Raw genomic sequence first — 15,850 nt, forward strand, 5'->3', positions numbered from 1 at the left:
CATTGTCAGGTGATTCCTTCAACAGCGGGGCGCCGCCAGGAGACAACCCCCTTGCGGTTCCGGTCCAGCAATGCCTCGAAAGCATCCGGGTGAAGGGGCCGCGAGAACAGGAAGCCTTGGGCAAAGTCGCAGCCGGCCTGGGAGAGAAACTGTAACTGCCCGGCGCTCTCAACGCCTACGGCAACAACCTGGACGTCTATCGCGTGAGCCATTGCGATGATGCCCTCGAGTATGCGGTCAGCATCGCCACCCTGGCCCGCGTTGCTGATCAGTTCCCGGTCAATCTTGATGCTGTCGAGCTTGAATTCCTGAAGCGCCAGCAGCGAGAAGGGTTCGATACCAAAGTCGTCGATTGCCAGGTGCAGGCGCAAACCCGCAAGGCCCAGGCTCCTGACAGGATTGAAACCGGAAGCATGAATGTTGTTGAGGGAGGCTGGAGTCAGCTCCATCGTGATACGGCTTTCATTGAGGCCAATTTCGGTCAGCCGATCCCGCCATTGGTCCACAAGGCTCCGGGTAACAAACGAGGCCGGTGATTCGTTGATGTTGATCGGAAAAGCTTCGTCAGTCAGGTCACGCCACCTGAGCGAGCGGGTGACCGCCTGCTCCAGCACATAGGCGGTGATGCTGTCGGTCAGGCCGCTCTGCTCGGTGATGCCGAGAAAGGCGTTCGGACTCAATAGTCCCCGGTGCGGATGATTCCACCGCAGTAATGCTTCCGCCCTGGATATAACGCCAGTGCGGATATCGATGATGGGCTGGTAGTAGACCTCCAGTTGGTGTTCCCTGAGGGCATCATCCAGTTCTCGCCGCAACTGGACGTATTCCGATTCATTCTGCTCCATCCAGGACTCGTAGGCCTGAACCCGGTGGCCCCCACGCTCTTTGGCGGCAAACATGGCCTGGTCGGCATTGTGCATCAGCGTGTCGACATCGGTGCCGTCATCAGGGAAAACGGCCAGGCCAATGCTGGCGGAAATGTGCACCCGGTGGGCATCAACGTCAAACGCCTCTTCCAGACTCCTCAGAAGTGACGTGGCAGCTTCCGTCGCGCCCGCCCTGCCGGTTTCCTTGAGGATCAGCGTGAATTCGTCTCCCCCGAGACGGGCTACCGTATCCATCGCGCGAACCTTGGTATTTATACGTTCGGCCACTCTTACCAGTAGCCGGTCACCGGCCCTGTGGCCCAGTTGGTCATTGGCCTGCTTGAAGTGGTCCAGGTCCACGAATAGCACAGCAAATGAAATTCCTTTTCGCTGAGCCTCCAGCAGGGTCTGCTCAAGCCGGTCAAGGAACAGCCGTCGATTGGGAAGGCCAGTGAGCGCGTCAAAATTGGCAATTTGCCAGGCCTGATGGTCTGTCCGTTTACTGTCAGTGATGTCCCGGGACGTTTTGATGACCGCTTCAATTTCTTTGCGGTCGTTAAAGACCGGTACAAACTTGCAGTCCAGATATAACTCGAGGCCTGATGGCGAGCAGTGATTATACTCTCTGTGCTGGATCTGACCTGTGCTTACGGTGGTCGCGATCGCCTCCTGCAACACACCCGCCAGGTCCAGGCCAAGCTCAACGGGTGTTTTACCAATCACATCCCGGGGCGTTGCATTGACCAGGCTGGCCATCGCTGTGTTAAGGAACAGGTATTTGCAGTCAGGTTCGAATATGGCGGCGGGATCAGGCGAGGCTCTGAGCATGGCCTCGAGCAGGTAGGTTACCCGATCCTTGACTGCCGAGAAGCTGGATATTGAGGTGGCAATCAATTGGTCAACAGCTTCGTTGAAGCGCACCAGTTCAACAATGTCATTTTCGGCAAGTCCCTGCTGTTCAACGCCCCAGGCCTTTGTAACACGGGCTCTCAGGGCCCTGAGTTCCTGCACCATCTGGAGCATGGACATACCCTGCTGGAGGCGGTGTACGCCATGCTTTCCTCCAACGTCTGAAACAGAGGCTTTGCCTTTGCCAAGGGCCTTGCGTTCCGATTCGTCACCGGTCTGGGAGGTGCTGAGGTCCTCGGCAACGAAACCGAGCATCGAGCGGGCGTGATCCCTCAGGGCACTGCTGTCTTTGCCCCTGAATTCAGGGGCAATTTCCAGCGCCGCACCTTCCCACTCTTCAAGCAGTTGCTCCATGTTTGTCTGGATAAATCGAGCCAGCTTCATAGGGGGAGGCCTTTTTCTTGATAGGTGGGTGCGCACTCAATCAGGTAGCCGCATTACTGTTCCCGGGAAAAGCAGCAACACCGGGGAGCGGAAAGCGGGAGGGTATGCGCGCAGTGAGCTTACGCGCTGTTCTCATGAAATGGGCGTTAATTCCACGTTATCAGTCACAGCTGCCGACCGTTTGTCTGATAACAGGCCCGGAGCCACCCGTTATCTGCTTCGGTGTTTCTGCGCTCCGTACGGCAGCGAACAGACGGGGCAAAACAAACGGCCCATTATGGATCCAGATGAGGCGAAGGAAGTGCCTATACAGGACGTTACATCATGCGCCGCAAGGACGTGGGCGTAACCAGACTTCAGGACTTGGAAACAAAGGATCTACCTATGAACAACATTGTCTATATCGTCGGTGCCGTGGTTATTATTGTGGCGGTTCTCTCCTTCTTGGGCTTTGGTTGAACCGCGTTTGTTCCCTTTCAGCGATTAGGCCGGGCATTCGTGCAATCGGCCTGCGCTGGGGAAGCTACGGGTGTTGATGGGAAATCGGTGAGCTCTTCTAAAAATGGAGACAATGCCGCTTTCCAGGAGCGAAGCCTTCAAGTTGCGAGCACGCAGCCTGAAGGCAGATTTTACAAGCTATTGGCTACACTCAAAACCAAACTCGCGCATAAAATAACCCCAGAATCATAGTTAACCAATCTTGCCCTGAGTCATCCTGACTTGCACACTGCTCTGACAGATTCCCACCTCATCAACGACATCACGACCACCTCCGTCATCACTGACGCCAGTGAAGCCTGCTTACGGTACCAACGCGAATTGTAAATAACGTTAATGATATAGCGTCGAATATGTTCTTTAATACTCCGCTCTCAAAATTAGCCATTATTGGTTCTGCCTCGACGCCATTATCGTTGCTTATAAAGCATATTTCCCCTGCATGTTAATCTCAGAATACTGAAATTTTCATTATTTGTTTTCAGATTGCGCAAAATTAGTCTGAATTTTTATAGCAATCAATGACCTAACGAATATAGTAGTAATGTAAGATACATACATTGGATACATGTATACTTATAAACCGCATCGTTTAAATTTTTACAAGACAATTTAAAATAATAAAAAAAATTTACAGAATGCCAACTGCAGCTCCCTCACCTCATCACGACACTGACGCCCTCTTATTGCTTCACAAATATGCGGGGATCTATGTCCATAAGTAATTCTCTGAGAGTTGGAAGTGCCATTGCAGCAATGTGCGTTTTTCAGAGTGCGGGCGCGGCAGTAACCAGCCAATCGGGCATGGTAGAGGCCGGTTACTGGGACAACTTGAGTGGCACTGGCGTCAGTCAACTAATTACACTGGACGCCTACCCGGACAACCCGGACCAGGTAAAAGAACTGACGGAACTGCGAAGCCCGCAGAGCCGCGGAGACAACTACGGCTCTCTGGTCAGGGGCTACGTCATTCCTCCCACCGATGGCCGCTATACCTTTTTCGTTGCCGGCGACGACGAGACCCAGTTCTGGTTAAGCACGTCCAAAAATCCTGCGTCCGCGGAATTAACTGCCTCTGTCACCGGCTGGACGAGACCTCATGAATACACCAAGTACGGATCCCAATCCTCCAACGGCGTTGAGCTTTCTGCGGGCCAGCGATATTACTTTGAGATCCGCCACAAGGAGAGTGGTGGCGGCGACCATTTCAACGTTGCCTGGGAAGGCCCCGGGATTTCACGGCAGGTTATCGGCGGTAGTGCCATCGCGTCCCTGGGGGAGCCCGAGTCAACCGCACCCCTGGATCAGGAAGCGATCGAGAAGGCCTATTCCGAGGGTTACCGGGTCGGTTTTCTGGACGGCAAAGAACGCCTGAATTTTAACCCGCAGTACCCCTTCCTTGATAAAGACCAGGACGGCATCTACGACAACTGGGAGGTCATCCACGGGCTTGATCCCCGCAACCCGGACGATGCGATTTCTGACCCCGACAATGACCTGCTGACCGCCGCGGACGAATTTCTGATGGGAACCAGTGAGAATGATCCCGACTCGGATGGCGATGGCATTCCCGATGGCGTCGAATTCGCCTATGGACTTAACCCTCTGGATGCTTCCGACGCCCACCAGGACATTGATGGTGATGGCGTTAGCAATCTGGAAGAGCACCAGGCAAACACCGACCCGAGCGATCCGGCAGATGCGCCGGTGACTCCTGACCCTGAGCCGGTCTCAGTTGCTTCTCAGGTGCCCGGCTTCATCGGACAATACTTCAAGGGAACGGGTTTTGATCGCTTTGTGCTGTCACGCCAGGATAAGGGAATTGATTTTAGCTGGGGCGGCGGTCAGCCCATGGCGGAGCTGCCCAACGACAATTTCAGCATTCGCTGGAGCGGAATGTTTACTGCGCCTCATACAAGTGGCACCGAGCAATATGAGTTCACGACACTGACGGATGACGGTGTCAGGCTTTACCTTGACGGTCACCTGGTTATTGATCGTTGGAGGGGACAGAGCGCGACGGCGTACAGCCGCACCGTCACACTGGCGGCGCAGGAAACCATTCCTGTCACCATGGAGTACTACGAGGCTTCGGGTAGCACCAGAGCCAAGCTGAGTATCACCAGGCTTGCCAACGGCGCAGAAGTAAGCATCAGCGAAACCGTCACAGTGCCGGACCCGGCAGCACCCAGCCTCCAGGATACCGACGGCGATGGCATCCCGGACACCTGGGAACTTGCCAACGGACTTAATGCCTGGGCCGATGATGCCAACGGTGTATCAAACCTGGACGGTGTGTCGAACCTTGAGGCTTACCAGAGCGATCTCGATCCCTGGACTCTGGAACCGATCACTTCGGAACCAGTAGCTACGGAGCCGGAACCGCAACCGGAGGCCACTTCCGGTGAAGCAACCTTGTCGTGGACCGCTCCCCTGACTCGTATGGACGGGAGCTCTCTATCCCTCTCAGCGATCGACCACTACGAGATCCGCTACGGCCAGGATCAGGCTAATCCGAACCAGAGTCTGACTGCCCCAGGTGACGCAACAAGCCTCAAGATCAATGACCTGGATCCTGGCACCTGGTACTTCTCGATTCGGGTAGTCGATACAAACGGGCTGCAGAGCGTATTTTCAGAGCTTGTAGAACACGTTATAGACTAGTTTTCATTAACAACAATCAACTGGCGTTGCCCAGGACGGCACGCCAGTTGATTGTTGCAGAAAATAAAAAGTGTCGGTTTCTAACTGCCAGTTAGGTCCATGTCATTGAAAAACACCTTTGGCCGACTATTAAGATTCTGCTTTACACCATCACCCGAAACTTTGAGACGCCTTTAAGCGCTGAATTTCGTGAAACTGCAGATGAAGCAGCCCAAATTCATCTTCATAACAAATAAAAGTGGTGTGTATCCCGGGATTGGTGTGTACCTTTGATATGTATACCTTGGTATGATTTTCTGAAATTATATTTAACGGGCTGCGCAGGATTTGGTTAGCACCTGTCGACACATCAAGGAAGAGGTCCCCCGCTATGAAGCTGGCTTATTTTATCCAGACAAATATGGAGCAGCTGCTGGAAGACTGGGAGGACGCCGCAGTAGACATCGCCCCGGAACTGACAGGCGAGGACAGCCGCGCCTTGAGGGATCATGCCCGTTCGATGTTGGAGTTCATCTCTGAGGACCTCCTGACGCCCCAGACAAATCGCGAGTCAGCACTGAAGGCTTTGGGAAAAGGCAGGTATCCGGCTCCGATAGCTGCTGAAAGCCATGGCTCAGACCGCCATATGCAAGGCCTTTCCATGGTGCAGATGCTGCAGGAACTTCAAGCCCTGCGCGCCCGGGTTACCAGGGCCTGGGGCGATAAACAGGGAGGCCTCACCGCAAAAGACTTTGATGAACTGGTGCGATTCAACGAGGCCATCGACCAGTTGAGTATCAACTCGGTATCTGGCTACTCAGAGCGCAAAGATCAGGAAACACACCTGATAGAAACCATATTGAGAGCCTCTCTTGACCCGGCCGCCATATTCGATCCCGCCGGCAGACTTCTGTTTCTCAATATGGCGATGGCGGACTTGGTCAATGCGCTGCCCCGGGACGCCATTGGTAAAACCCCCCATGAGCTGGGCCTGGACTTTGCCACCGAGTTTCACAGCGAAATCACCACAACCGCTACTACAGGTCAGACTCAGCGCGGGGAATTTCATCACTGTTTACCCTCAGGCCGTGAATTGGATCTTGACTGCCAGTTTGTTCCGGTTTTTAACGACCGAAACGAAGTTGAAGCTGTCGTCAAGACCTCACGAGACATCACCGAGCGCAAACAGACTGAGTACCAGGCCTGGCGAAACGCCAATTATGATTCACTCACAGGCATCCCCAATCGGCGGCTGTTCCTCGACCGGCTTGAGCAGACCGTGCTGGAGGCCCAGCGGAAGGACAGCTCCTTTGCCCTGCTCTTCATGGATCTGGACCGTTTCAAGCAAGCCAACGACCAGCTCGGCCACGAGTCTGGCGACCGGTTGCTGGCGCAGGTGGCCAGACGGGTAAGTTCGAATGTGCGGGCCATGGACACCGTGGCCCGTCTTGGCGGAGACGAATTCACTCTGATCCTCAAGGAAACCGGCAGGAGTGGTGCCAAGGAAGCAGCCAGGGCACTTCTGACCAGCCTTGAACAGGCGTTTGACGTTGATACTCACCGAGTACACATTTCCGGCAGCATCGGCCTGACGCTTTTCCCCGATGACGGCACGGATGTCGACACGCTGATGCACAATGCCGACCAGGCCATGTACACCGCCAAAGAACAGGGAGGGCAACAGGTGCAGGCCTACGAGGCCTGGATGGCGCAGAGTGAATCAGAGCATATGAGGCTGAACAGGGAGCTGGATGAAGCCCTCAGGGAGAACCAGCTGGAGGTTTATTACCAGCCTATAATCGACATCCGCAGCGGCGCCGTGTCCGGAGCAGAAGCGTTGCTCCGTTGGAATCACCCGGCCAAAGGACTGTTAACTCCGGCTGCCTTTCTCAGCGTCACGGAACAGAGCGGCATGACGGATAGCATCAACGCTTACGTACTGGAGCAGGCGGTGACCTGCTCGGTTCGATGGCGTGACCCGAGTAATGGGGCCTTCCCGATCAACCTCAACGAATCCCCCGCCTCCTTTTTTACCCGAACTCTGGTGGATGAATGGCGCGCGCGGTTGATGCATGTTGGCCTTGATGAAAGCCGCCTCACCATGGAGTTGACGCCGGACTCCCTTAACTACATCCGTGCTTCCGGGTTCAATCCAATTGATAGCTTTGGTCTGGCAGGTATGCGGCTGCACCTGGCGATCGACGATTTCGGGATCGAACCCTTCTCCCTGCTGGCGCTTCAGGAGTTCAGAATGGAGAGTGTCAAGGTAGATAGGGAGCTGATCAAAAACGCTGGTCAGGGAGGCAATGCCGACCAGATACTTGAAGCTATCATTGCCATGGCTCACGCCATAAACATCCAGGTGGTTGCGGTGGGTGTTGAAACCGACGAGCAATTGCAATTCCTCTCCCAGGCCGGCTGCGACCATGCCCAGGGATTTCTGTTCTCACGGCCCCTACGCCAGGATGATTTTGAAGCCCTGCTGAGACGGGATCGCCAGAAAAATCCGTCTTGAAACCGCTCGGATACATAAGCCCCGTTAATACATATTTAATGTATATTTTTATGTTCATGCCCTGATATGGTGTATGCAACCCTGTCTAATGGACTACACAGGCCTCAGCCCTTGATGGTCAAGTACCAGGTTGGTACTGGCCAACATGCCAGGAAGGAGGCCGCTTACTATGAAGCTGGCCCAATTTATCCAAGCAGGAAAGGAACAACTGCTTGAAGACTGGGAAGAAGCCGCGCTGGAAATCGCCCCGCAATTAACCGGCGCAGACGGCCTCGCCTTGCGAGATAATGCTCATGAGATACTAGAATTTATCGTCCAGGACCTTGCAACCCCTCAGACTAGGGAGGAGTCGGCATGCAAGGCCCTCGGCAAAGGCAAAGGCACCGCTTCGGATATCGGTGGAGAGCATGGCAGGAACTGTTTCAGCAGGGGGCTATCCGTGTTGCAGATGGTACAGGAGCTAGGGGCCTTACGGGCTCGGGTTACCCGTGCCTGGAGCGATGAACAGCACCATCTCATGGTGAAAGAGACCAATGAACTGGTACGTTTCAACGAAGCCATCGACCAGCTGATTGCCAACTCAGTGTTTAGCTTCTCATCCCTCAAAGAGCATGAAGCACTCCTGGCCGAAACCATTCCGAAAGCACCCTTTGACCCCACTGCCAATTTTGATTCGCTCACAAACCTTCCCAATCGGCGACTGTTCCTCGATCGGCTTGAACAGACCTTGCTGGAAGCGCAACGAAAGGCCAGTTCTTTTGCCCTGCTGTTCATCAACCTCGACCACTTTAAACAAATTAACGACCAACTCGGCCGCAAGGCCGGCGATCGCCTTCTGTTGCAGGTTGCCAAGCGCCTCCGCTCCGATTTTCGTGCCATGGACACCGTGGCCCGACTCGGCGGAGACGAATTCGCCCTGATACTGAAGGAAACCGGCAGCAGTTGTGCGAAGGAAGCGGCCAAGGCACTACTGATCAGCCTCGAACAGGCGTTTCACGTTGACTCTCACCGGGTAAACCTTTCCGGAAGCATCGGTCTGACTGTTTTCCCCGAGGGTGGTACGAATATCGATCAGCTGATGTGCAATGCCAATCTGGCCGTGTTTGCTGTCAAGGAGCGTGGGGGGCATCAGGTTCAGGTTTACGAGTCTTAGATGCTCATGTTCTCCCTACCCCTACGCCAGGATGATTTCGATGCATCGTTAAGTCGAGACCGCCAAAAAAAGGCGCCCTAAAGACGTTTGGCTCAAAATGTGTTCTCTGAAGGCTTTCGTTTAGAGCGGGTAACTTGAGGGGGAGTAACAAAAGTTGTTGGTTTGGTGCCCGGAGCCGGAATCGAACCGGCACGACCATAAGGTCGAGAGATTTTAAGTCTCTTGTGTCTACCTATTCCACCACCCGGGCATTCGGAGGGATTTGCGAGGAACTTTTGACGGGCAGGATTGTATAAGGCCGCGTGCGGTAACGCAATTCAGATTCTGACTCACCCTCGCTCAAAGGTGTCTTCAGGCCCCGACGGGTTTCACTGCCCTGCCCTTGTATATGTAGCCGGCAATTTTCGGCGCTTTCGGCATGTACAGGTTTTCCAGTTCCCTGATCTCGAAGCCCGCGTGGCGGATCAGGTCGGCGATATGGCGGTTCAGGTGGCATCCACCGGCAATCTTTTTCCAGCCGGGAGTGATTCGGTGTTGCCACTTGCGGGTGTTGTCGTGGGGTGACTCCCCGTGTTCCAGGAACAGGAGTTCGCCGCCGGGCTTGAGTACCCGCCACATTTGCTGAAGTGCGGTGTGCCAGTCCGGGATGGTGCACAGGGTGAAAGTCAGCAGGACGGTGTCCACGGAATGATCTTCCAGGGGTATTTTCTCCCCGGGCAGGTCCAGCCATTCCACTTTGATGGGAGATCGGGCGAGATTCGGCCGGGCTTTGCGGCGCATTCCTTCCGAAGGCTCAAGCCCGTAAACCATGTCGACGTTTTCGGGGTTGTAAAACTCCATATTGATGGCAGAGCCCATCCCCACCTCCAGAACCTTTCCCTTGGCATGCGGCACTACCTGGCCACGAAGTTTCATGACCTGGCCCATTGAGCAGGCGCGGTCTATCATGTGGGGCAGTATCCGTTCTTCGTAAAAGCTCATTGGCTCCACCATACTTGTGTTATATCAAGGGGTGCGACAATCTGCCCCTATCGGATTTGTAGTCATGTTTAGTAGCATGACAATGATCTGCCGGTAATAACAACATAACAAAATGAGCTAAGGCAGCGGCTGAACGGGTTCGCTGAGCCTGTTCGTTATGATGTAAACATTACCGGAGGGTTCCCATGGAACTAGATCCGCTCATTTTATCGCGAATCCAGTTCGCGTTCGTGGTGTCATTCCACGCCATTTTCCCTGTCTTTACCATCGGGCTGGCGTCCTACATTGCCGTGCTCGAGGCTCTGGCTTTTAAAACGGGAAATCCCGCCTGGGTGAAGCTTTCTGCCTTCTGGACCAAGGTATTTGCGGTCGTCTTCGGGATGGGCGTGGTTTCGGGCATCGTCATGTCCTTCCAGTTTGGCACCAATTGGAGCAATTTTGCTCAGGCCACTGCCAATTTCCTGGGGCCAATGCTGAGCTACGAGGTAGTCACGGCCTTCTTCCTCGAAGCTGCATTCCTGGGTGTGCTGCTGTTCGGGCGCGATAAGGTGCCCGCCGGCGTACACCTCTTTGCCGCAATCATGGTGGCAACGGGTACCTTTATTTCCTCTTTCTGGATCCTGTCGGCCAACAGCTGGATGCATACGCCTGCCGGTACCGAGTTCCGCGATGGAGTGTTCTTCGTTACCTCCTGGAGTGAGGCGATATTCAACCCCTCTTTTCCCTACCGTTTCACTCACATGGTTCTGGCGTCATTCCTGACCGGGTCCTTCGTCGTCGCTGGTGTCAGTGCCTGGTATCTGCTTCGCAAGCGTGAGGTTGATGCCAACCGCCGCGCCCTGTCCATGAGCCTGTGGCTGATTCTGATTATTGCGCCGACACAGGCGGTTGTGGGCGACTTTCACGGCCTGAACACGATGGAGCACCAACCCATGAAAGTCGCAGCCATGGAGGGTAACTGGGAAACCTCCCGCAATGTGCCGCTGCTGTTGTTTGCGATTCCGGACCAGGAAAACCAGACCAACCGTTTCGAGGTCGGCATTCCCAGCCTGGCGAGCTTCATTCTTACCCACGAGTGGGATGGAGAGGTTCCCGGGCTGAATGAGGTGGCTGTAGAGGAGCAACCGCCGGTGGCTATTGTGTTCTGGTCTTTCCGGGTAATGGTCGGCCTTGGCCTGCTGATGATTGTGTTTGCCGTTGCGGGGCTGGTACTCCGGGCTGGTGGTCGTTACTGGCAGACACCATGGTTTTTGCAGGGCTTGAGGGTGATGAGCCTGACACCGTTTGTTGCGGTGCTGGCCGGATGGTTTGTAACGGAGATTGGCCGCGCGCCCTGGCTGGTGCAGGGGTTGATGACCCATAGCCAGGCTGTCACACCGTCCCTGACAGGTGGTATGGCGCTGTTCTCGCTGATTGGTTATATCGTCGTCTATGCGCTGGTGTTCACTGCCGGTGTCTATTATTTGATGCGGGTTCTGTACGTAGGCATGGAGGACACTGACGTCGACGGGGAAAATGAGTCTGATCGGCCAAAACGCCCCTTCTCTGCGACTCACGTTCCGTTCGAGATAGATGATGACACCACTTACAAGCCACTGAACCAGGGAGGACACTGACTATGGAACTGTTTGATCTGGTTCTGATCTGGGCATTCATTATCGGTTTTGGCGTCATCATGTATGTAGTGATGGATGGTTTTGACCTTGGCATGGGCATTCTCTTTCCTTTCGCCCCCACCGAAGAAGACAGGGACACCATGATGAACACCGTAGCGCCGGTCTGGGATGGCAACGAGACCTGGCTGGTGCTGGGTGGCGCCGGTCTTCTGGCGGCGTTTCCCCTGGTGTATACCACCGTTTTGCCGGCGCTATACATCGGTGTGTTCCTGATGTTGGCAGGGCTGATCTTCCGGGGTATCGCGTTCGAGTTCCGTTTCAAGGCCAATACCTCCCGCTATCTCTGGAACTGGGCCTTTGCCGGTGGCTCGACAGTCGCGGCGTTTGCCCAGGGCGCCGTGGTTGGGTCCTATATTCAGGGTTACGAGATCACGAACCGGGTTTACACTGGCGGTGCGCTGGACTGGCTGACTCCCTTCACCGTCTTGACCGGTTTCGGGCTGCTTGCCGGCTATGCACTGCTGGGTTCTACCTGGCTGATCATGAAAACCGAAGGCCGGTTGCAGGAATGGGCTTACCGAATCACTATTCCGTTGTTGCTGGCCGTGCTGGGCGTTTTCGCCATCATCAGTATCTGGACACCCTTCGTGGACGAGATGGTAAAAGACCGCTGGTTCTCCAATATCACTCTTATCTGGATATTGCCGGCGCTGAGTCTGCTTTGTGCCTTCCAGATTTTCCGGTCAGTGCGTAACCGCTTTGAGGGTATGCCTTTTGTCGCAACTCTGGGGCTGTTCATATTCACCTACCTGGGCTTGATTGTCAGCCGCTGGCCTTACGTGGTGCCGCCGGATATTACCCTCTGGGATGCGGCTTCTGCCTACGAATCCCAGTTGTTCCTGTTGATCGGCCTGGTCTTCGTAATTCCCGTCGTGCTTGCCTACACCGCCTGGACTTACTGGGTGTTCCGGGGCAAGGTGCGCGCCGGCGAGGGCTACCACTAGGTGGCGGATCAGGCCGCTGCCCGGCGTTGGTTAGGCGGGCTGGCAGCCCACAGCCGCCCGCTGATACTGGCCACGGTATCTGCGGGTATTGTGGTCGGTATCGCCACCATCGCGCAGATGGCTTTTCTGGCGGGGATTATCCACCAGGGCATCGTCGCCAGGGCGCCGGTTGAAGAGCTCACGTTGCTGTTTACCGGCGCTGTTGCCGCCATACTGATCAGGGGCATTGCCCAGGGACTTCAGGCCCGGTTCGCAGCCCGGTGCAGCCGTAAAGTCCGCAGCGAGGTGCGTCACCGGATAAACCGGTGCTGGCGGGCTACCGGGCCGGTTGCCATGGGGCAGATTTCAGCAGGCACTCTCGCCCGGGAATGGCTCGACCATACCGATGCCCTGCACGGTTATTTTGCCCGTTTTCTGCCACAGATGATTCTGGCCGTCGTCGTGCCGCTACTGATTCTGGGGGTGGTGTTCTGGCTGGACTGGCTGGCCGGCATATTCCTGCTGCTGGCCGCCCCCCTCATCCCGTTGTTCATGGCCCTGGTGGGCATGGGCGCCGAAAAACTGAACCAGCAGCACTTCCAGACCATTGGCAGGCTGTCGGGGCAGTTCCTCGACAAGGTGCGCGGGCTGACAACCCTGCAGTTGTTCGGGCAGACAACGCCAGCAGCAGAAACCCTGCGCAAACGTTCCGATGATTATCGTCGCGTTACCATGAAAACTCTGAAGGTAGCCTTTCTGTCTTCTGCCGTACTTGAGTTCTTCTCGTCGGTGGCGATTGCCGTCGTGGCGATCTATATCGGCTTAGGGCTTCTGGGCTATATCAGCTATGGGCCATCGCAAGATCTCACACTGTTCTCGGGTTTACTGGTGCTGTTGCTGGCACCGGAGTTTTTCCAGCCATTGCGCCTGTTGTCCCAGCATTATCACGATCGCGCTGCGGCCATGGGTGCCGGCGCGGAAATCGTGGAACGGCTACAGAAGCTGGACAATGTCAGGTCTCCGACACCAGCGCCAACCCCCCAGCAGGCACCGGATGTGGTTGCTGTGCGTGGTCTGACTCTGGTCTACGATGCCGAGCGGCCAGTACTGGACCAGGTGTCGCTGGACATCAAGAAAGGCGATGTAATCGCCCTCACCGGTCCCTCCGGTGGTGGCAAGTCGTCGTTGTTATACCTGATGGCGGGCTTTATGGAGCCGGACCAGGGCAGTATTTCAGTATTTGGGGCCAAACCGGGGGCGGTTGCCTTTGGCTGGCTGGGCCAATCCCCGTTTCTGGTACATGGAACCTGGGCCGACAACCTCCGCCTCACGACTCCCGATGCTACCGACATCGCTATCGAAACCGCCCTGCATCAGGTTGGCCTTGGCGATCTGCTCAAGAGCCGGGAAAAGGGTATTTACAGCAGAATCACCGAGGATGGCCAGGGTCTGTCCGGCGGTCAGGCCCGCCGTCTGAGCCTGGCACGGGTGTTCGTGGCCAATTACGACCTGATTTTGCTTGATGAACCCACAGCGGGACTGGATAGCGACAGTGAAATCTATATTCTTGAGGCGCTTCGCAAGCTGGCCCTGGCCGGCAAGACACTGATCTTTGCCACGCACCATCAGGCGCTACTGACCCTGGCGAACCGCACCTTGCTGGTAACCGCCGGAGGAGTGCACGATGCGTGAATTGCGGCCCTGGCTGGCCCTGATATTTCGCCGCCCCGTCCGCTTGGTGGTTGGTGGACTGCTGATACTGGCTACCCTGCTCGCCGGGATGGGGCTGCTGGCGCTGTCCGGCTGGTTCATTACCGCCACCGCCCTCACCGGCCTGCTGCTGGCCGCCGGCGTGCAGGCATCACTCAATCTGTACGCTCCCGGCGGGGGCATCCGCTTCTTCGCGCTCGCCCGCACGGTTGCCCGTTATGCCGAGCGGGTTTATAACCACGATACAGTGCTGCGCCTGTTAACGGATATCCGGGTGGCGCTGTTTGAACGGCTTTGCGTCTCTGCGCGACACCGCAGGAGCGCGTTACGGGGTCCCCAGTGGCTCTCCAGGTTAACCAACGATGTCGATGCCCTGGAAACGCTGTATCTGCGCCTGATCGCCCCTGCGGCGCTTGCTGCGCTGGTAACGGTCTTGATCATTGTCGTTGCCGGTGTGTTCTACAGCCGGGAACTGGCAACGGGCCTTATGATTATGCTGATCCCTGCTTTGCTGATTGCCACGATTGTGGTTTACCTGCGCACCCGTCACCTGGTCTATCGGCAAACAGACGCCCGCGAACGGGTAAGGACGGATGTCATCGAGCATATTGAGGGTTTCGCGGAACTGACGGCGGCAGGTCGTACCGGCAAACACGCCGCCCTGTGCCTGCGACAGGCTGACCAGATTGCCCACACTGACGCCCGGGCAGATACCCGCACCGGCTGGAACCTGGGGCTGGCTCAGGTCATGGTCAATCTGGCCGTTGTGCTGGCGTTGTGGCTGGGGCTTCAGTTATTCCAGCAAGGCGTTATCACCGGGCCGGTGGTCGTCCTGCTGCCTGTGGCCCTGCTGGGGCTGCTGGAGATCTATTCGATGCTGCCGGACGCGTTTGCCCGGCTGGGGGGAACCATTGCGTCAGCAGCCAGGCTCAACCGGGATTGCTCGGAGGGGCCCCCACCAGGGTGCGACACCGATCAATCACCGCAAAAGACCTGCAATGCTTTGGAGCTGGAACGGGTGACCATCCGCTATGGCGACCATTCTCCGGTGTTGAGCCGTTTTGACCTTGAGATACAGGCAGGCGAATGGGTCGGAATCATTGGCAGCTCGGGCTCCGGCAAATCGTCGCTGGCTGAGGTCATATCCGGCCTGGAGCAACCTGCCTCCGGAACCGCACGCCGTCAGGGGGCCGTGTATCTCACGCAGCAGACGGTGCTGTTTGAAGACACCCTCAAAGCCAATCTGCAAATTGGCAAACATGACGCCTCCGATGCAGAGCTCTGGCGGGTTCTGGCTCTGGTGGCGATGGCGGACCGCTTCGCTCACGAACCGGCACAGCTGAACACCTGGCTGGGCTCGATGGGAAGCCAGTTATCCGGCGGCGAAGCCCGGCGTATTGCCCTGGCACGGGTGCTGCTGAATGACGCGCCATTACTGGTTCTGGACGAACCGTTTACCGGTGTCGATGCACTAACCCGGGACAGAATTGCAGCAGGGATGAAACAGTGGCTGGCAGGAAAAACAGTGGTATCACTCGGGCATGCGCCGGAGGCCTTACCGGCCTCCGACCGAACTATCCGGCTAAGCTGAA

The 15,850-nt window shown here is 56.2% G+C and carries 10 protein-coding genes and 1 tRNA gene; 8 read left to right on the top strand and 3 right to left on the bottom strand.

Going from position 1 to position 15,850, the window contains the following annotated elements; translation table 11 throughout:
- Positions 1–5: 5 nt before the first annotated feature.
- Positions 6–2,159, bottom strand: coding sequence for a putative bifunctional diguanylate cyclase/phosphodiesterase (locus tag DIT71_RS08530; RefSeq protein ID WP_114612763.1), 2,154 nt, complete (start codon positions 2,157–2,159; stop codon positions 6–8).
- Between the two features lie 324 nt (positions 2,160–2,483).
- Here DIT71_RS08530 and DIT71_RS18385 point away from each other — a divergent pair, with 324 nt between their 5' ends.
- From DIT71_RS18385 to DIT71_RS08545, 4 genes are all read left to right on the top strand, one after another.
- Positions 2,484–2,618, top strand: coding sequence for a hypothetical protein (locus DIT71_RS18385; RefSeq protein ID WP_264756328.1), 135 nt, complete (start codon positions 2,484–2,486; stop codon positions 2,616–2,618).
- A 795-nt stretch (positions 2,619–3,413) separates the two neighbouring features.
- Complete coding sequence (locus tag DIT71_RS08535) at positions 3,414–5,321, top strand: PA14 domain-containing protein (RefSeq protein WP_158538963.1); 1,908 nt, start codon at positions 3,414–3,416, stop codon at positions 5,319–5,321.
- Between the two features lie 370 nt (positions 5,322–5,691).
- Positions 5,692–7,815, top strand: coding sequence for a putative bifunctional diguanylate cyclase/phosphodiesterase (locus DIT71_RS08540; protein ID WP_114612765.1), 2,124 nt, complete (start codon positions 5,692–5,694; stop codon positions 7,813–7,815).
- Between the two features lie 169 nt (positions 7,816–7,984).
- The gene (locus DIT71_RS08545; protein ID WP_158538964.1) at positions 7,985–8,968 is read left to right on the top strand and encodes a GGDEF domain-containing protein; all 984 of its coding nucleotides are present in this window, start codon (positions 7,985–7,987) and stop codon (positions 8,966–8,968) included.
- Positions 8,969–9,131: 163 nt separating this feature from the next.
- Here DIT71_RS08545 and DIT71_RS08550 read toward each other — a convergent pair.
- Positions 9,132–9,218, bottom strand: a tRNA-Leu gene (locus DIT71_RS08550).
- A gap of 101 nt (positions 9,219–9,319) precedes the next feature.
- Complete coding sequence (locus tag DIT71_RS08555; RefSeq protein WP_114612767.1) at positions 9,320–9,949, bottom strand: class I SAM-dependent methyltransferase; 630 nt, start codon at positions 9,947–9,949, stop codon at positions 9,320–9,322.
- Between the two features lie 185 nt (positions 9,950–10,134).
- Here DIT71_RS08555 and DIT71_RS08560 point away from each other — a divergent pair, with 185 nt between their 5' ends.
- The 4 genes from DIT71_RS08560 to cydC are packed head-to-tail and all read left to right on the top strand — an operon-like array spanning position 10,135 to position 15,849.
- The gene (locus DIT71_RS08560) at positions 10,135–11,565 is read left to right on the top strand and encodes a cytochrome ubiquinol oxidase subunit I (RefSeq protein ID WP_114612768.1); all 1,431 of its coding nucleotides are present in this window, start codon (positions 10,135–10,137) and stop codon (positions 11,563–11,565) included.
- A 2-nt stretch (positions 11,566–11,567) separates the two neighbouring features.
- Positions 11,568–12,569, top strand: a complete 1,002-nt coding sequence (gene cydB, locus DIT71_RS08565) for a cytochrome d ubiquinol oxidase subunit II (protein WP_114612769.1) — start codon at positions 11,568–11,570, stop codon at positions 12,567–12,569.
- Positions 12,570–14,240 carry a thiol reductant ABC exporter subunit CydD gene (gene cydD / locus DIT71_RS08570; RefSeq protein ID WP_114612770.1) on the top strand — a complete coding sequence of 557 codons (1,671 nt, stop codon included), beginning with the start codon at positions 12,570–12,572 and terminating at the stop codon, positions 14,238–14,240.
- Complete coding sequence (cydC, locus tag DIT71_RS08575; RefSeq protein ID WP_114612771.1) at positions 14,233–15,849, top strand: thiol reductant ABC exporter subunit CydC; 1,617 nt, start codon at positions 14,233–14,235, stop codon at positions 15,847–15,849. The genes cydD and cydC overlap by 8 nt, the downstream gene beginning before the upstream one ends.
- Position 15,850: the final 1 nt, after the last annotated feature.

The organism is Marinobacter vulgaris, from assembly GCF_003344045.1.
Lineage (GTDB): Bacteria > Pseudomonadota > Gammaproteobacteria > Pseudomonadales > Oleiphilaceae > Marinobacter > Marinobacter vulgaris.

What these genes read in the sequence shown, in the direction of transcription:
- DIT71_RS08530 (WP_114612763.1), bottom strand. Translation starts at nt 2,159, where the DNA reads ATGAAGCTGGCTCGATTTATCCAGACAAACATGGAGCAACTGCTTGAA.
- DIT71_RS18385 (WP_264756328.1), top strand. Translation starts at nt 2,484, where the DNA reads ATGCGCCGCAAGGACGTGGGCGTAACCAGACTTCAGGACTTGGAAACA.
- DIT71_RS08535 (WP_158538963.1), top strand. Translation starts at nt 3,414, where the DNA reads ATGTGCGTTTTTCAGAGTGCGGGCGCGGCAGTAACCAGCCAATCGGGC.
- DIT71_RS08540 (WP_114612765.1), top strand. Translation starts at nt 5,692, where the DNA reads ATGAAGCTGGCTTATTTTATCCAGACAAATATGGAGCAGCTGCTGGAA.
- DIT71_RS08545 (WP_158538964.1), top strand. Translation starts at nt 7,985, where the DNA reads ATGAAGCTGGCCCAATTTATCCAAGCAGGAAAGGAACAACTGCTTGAA.
- DIT71_RS08555 (WP_114612767.1), bottom strand. Translation starts at nt 9,949, where the DNA reads ATGAGCTTTTACGAAGAACGGATACTGCCCCACATGATAGACCGCGCC.
- DIT71_RS08560 (WP_114612768.1), top strand. Translation starts at nt 10,135, where the DNA reads ATGGAACTAGATCCGCTCATTTTATCGCGAATCCAGTTCGCGTTCGTG.
- cydB (WP_114612769.1), top strand. Translation starts at nt 11,568, where the DNA reads ATGGAACTGTTTGATCTGGTTCTGATCTGGGCATTCATTATCGGTTTT.
- cydC (WP_114612771.1), top strand. Translation starts at nt 14,233, where the DNA reads ATGCGTGAATTGCGGCCCTGGCTGGCCCTGATATTTCGCCGCCCCGTC.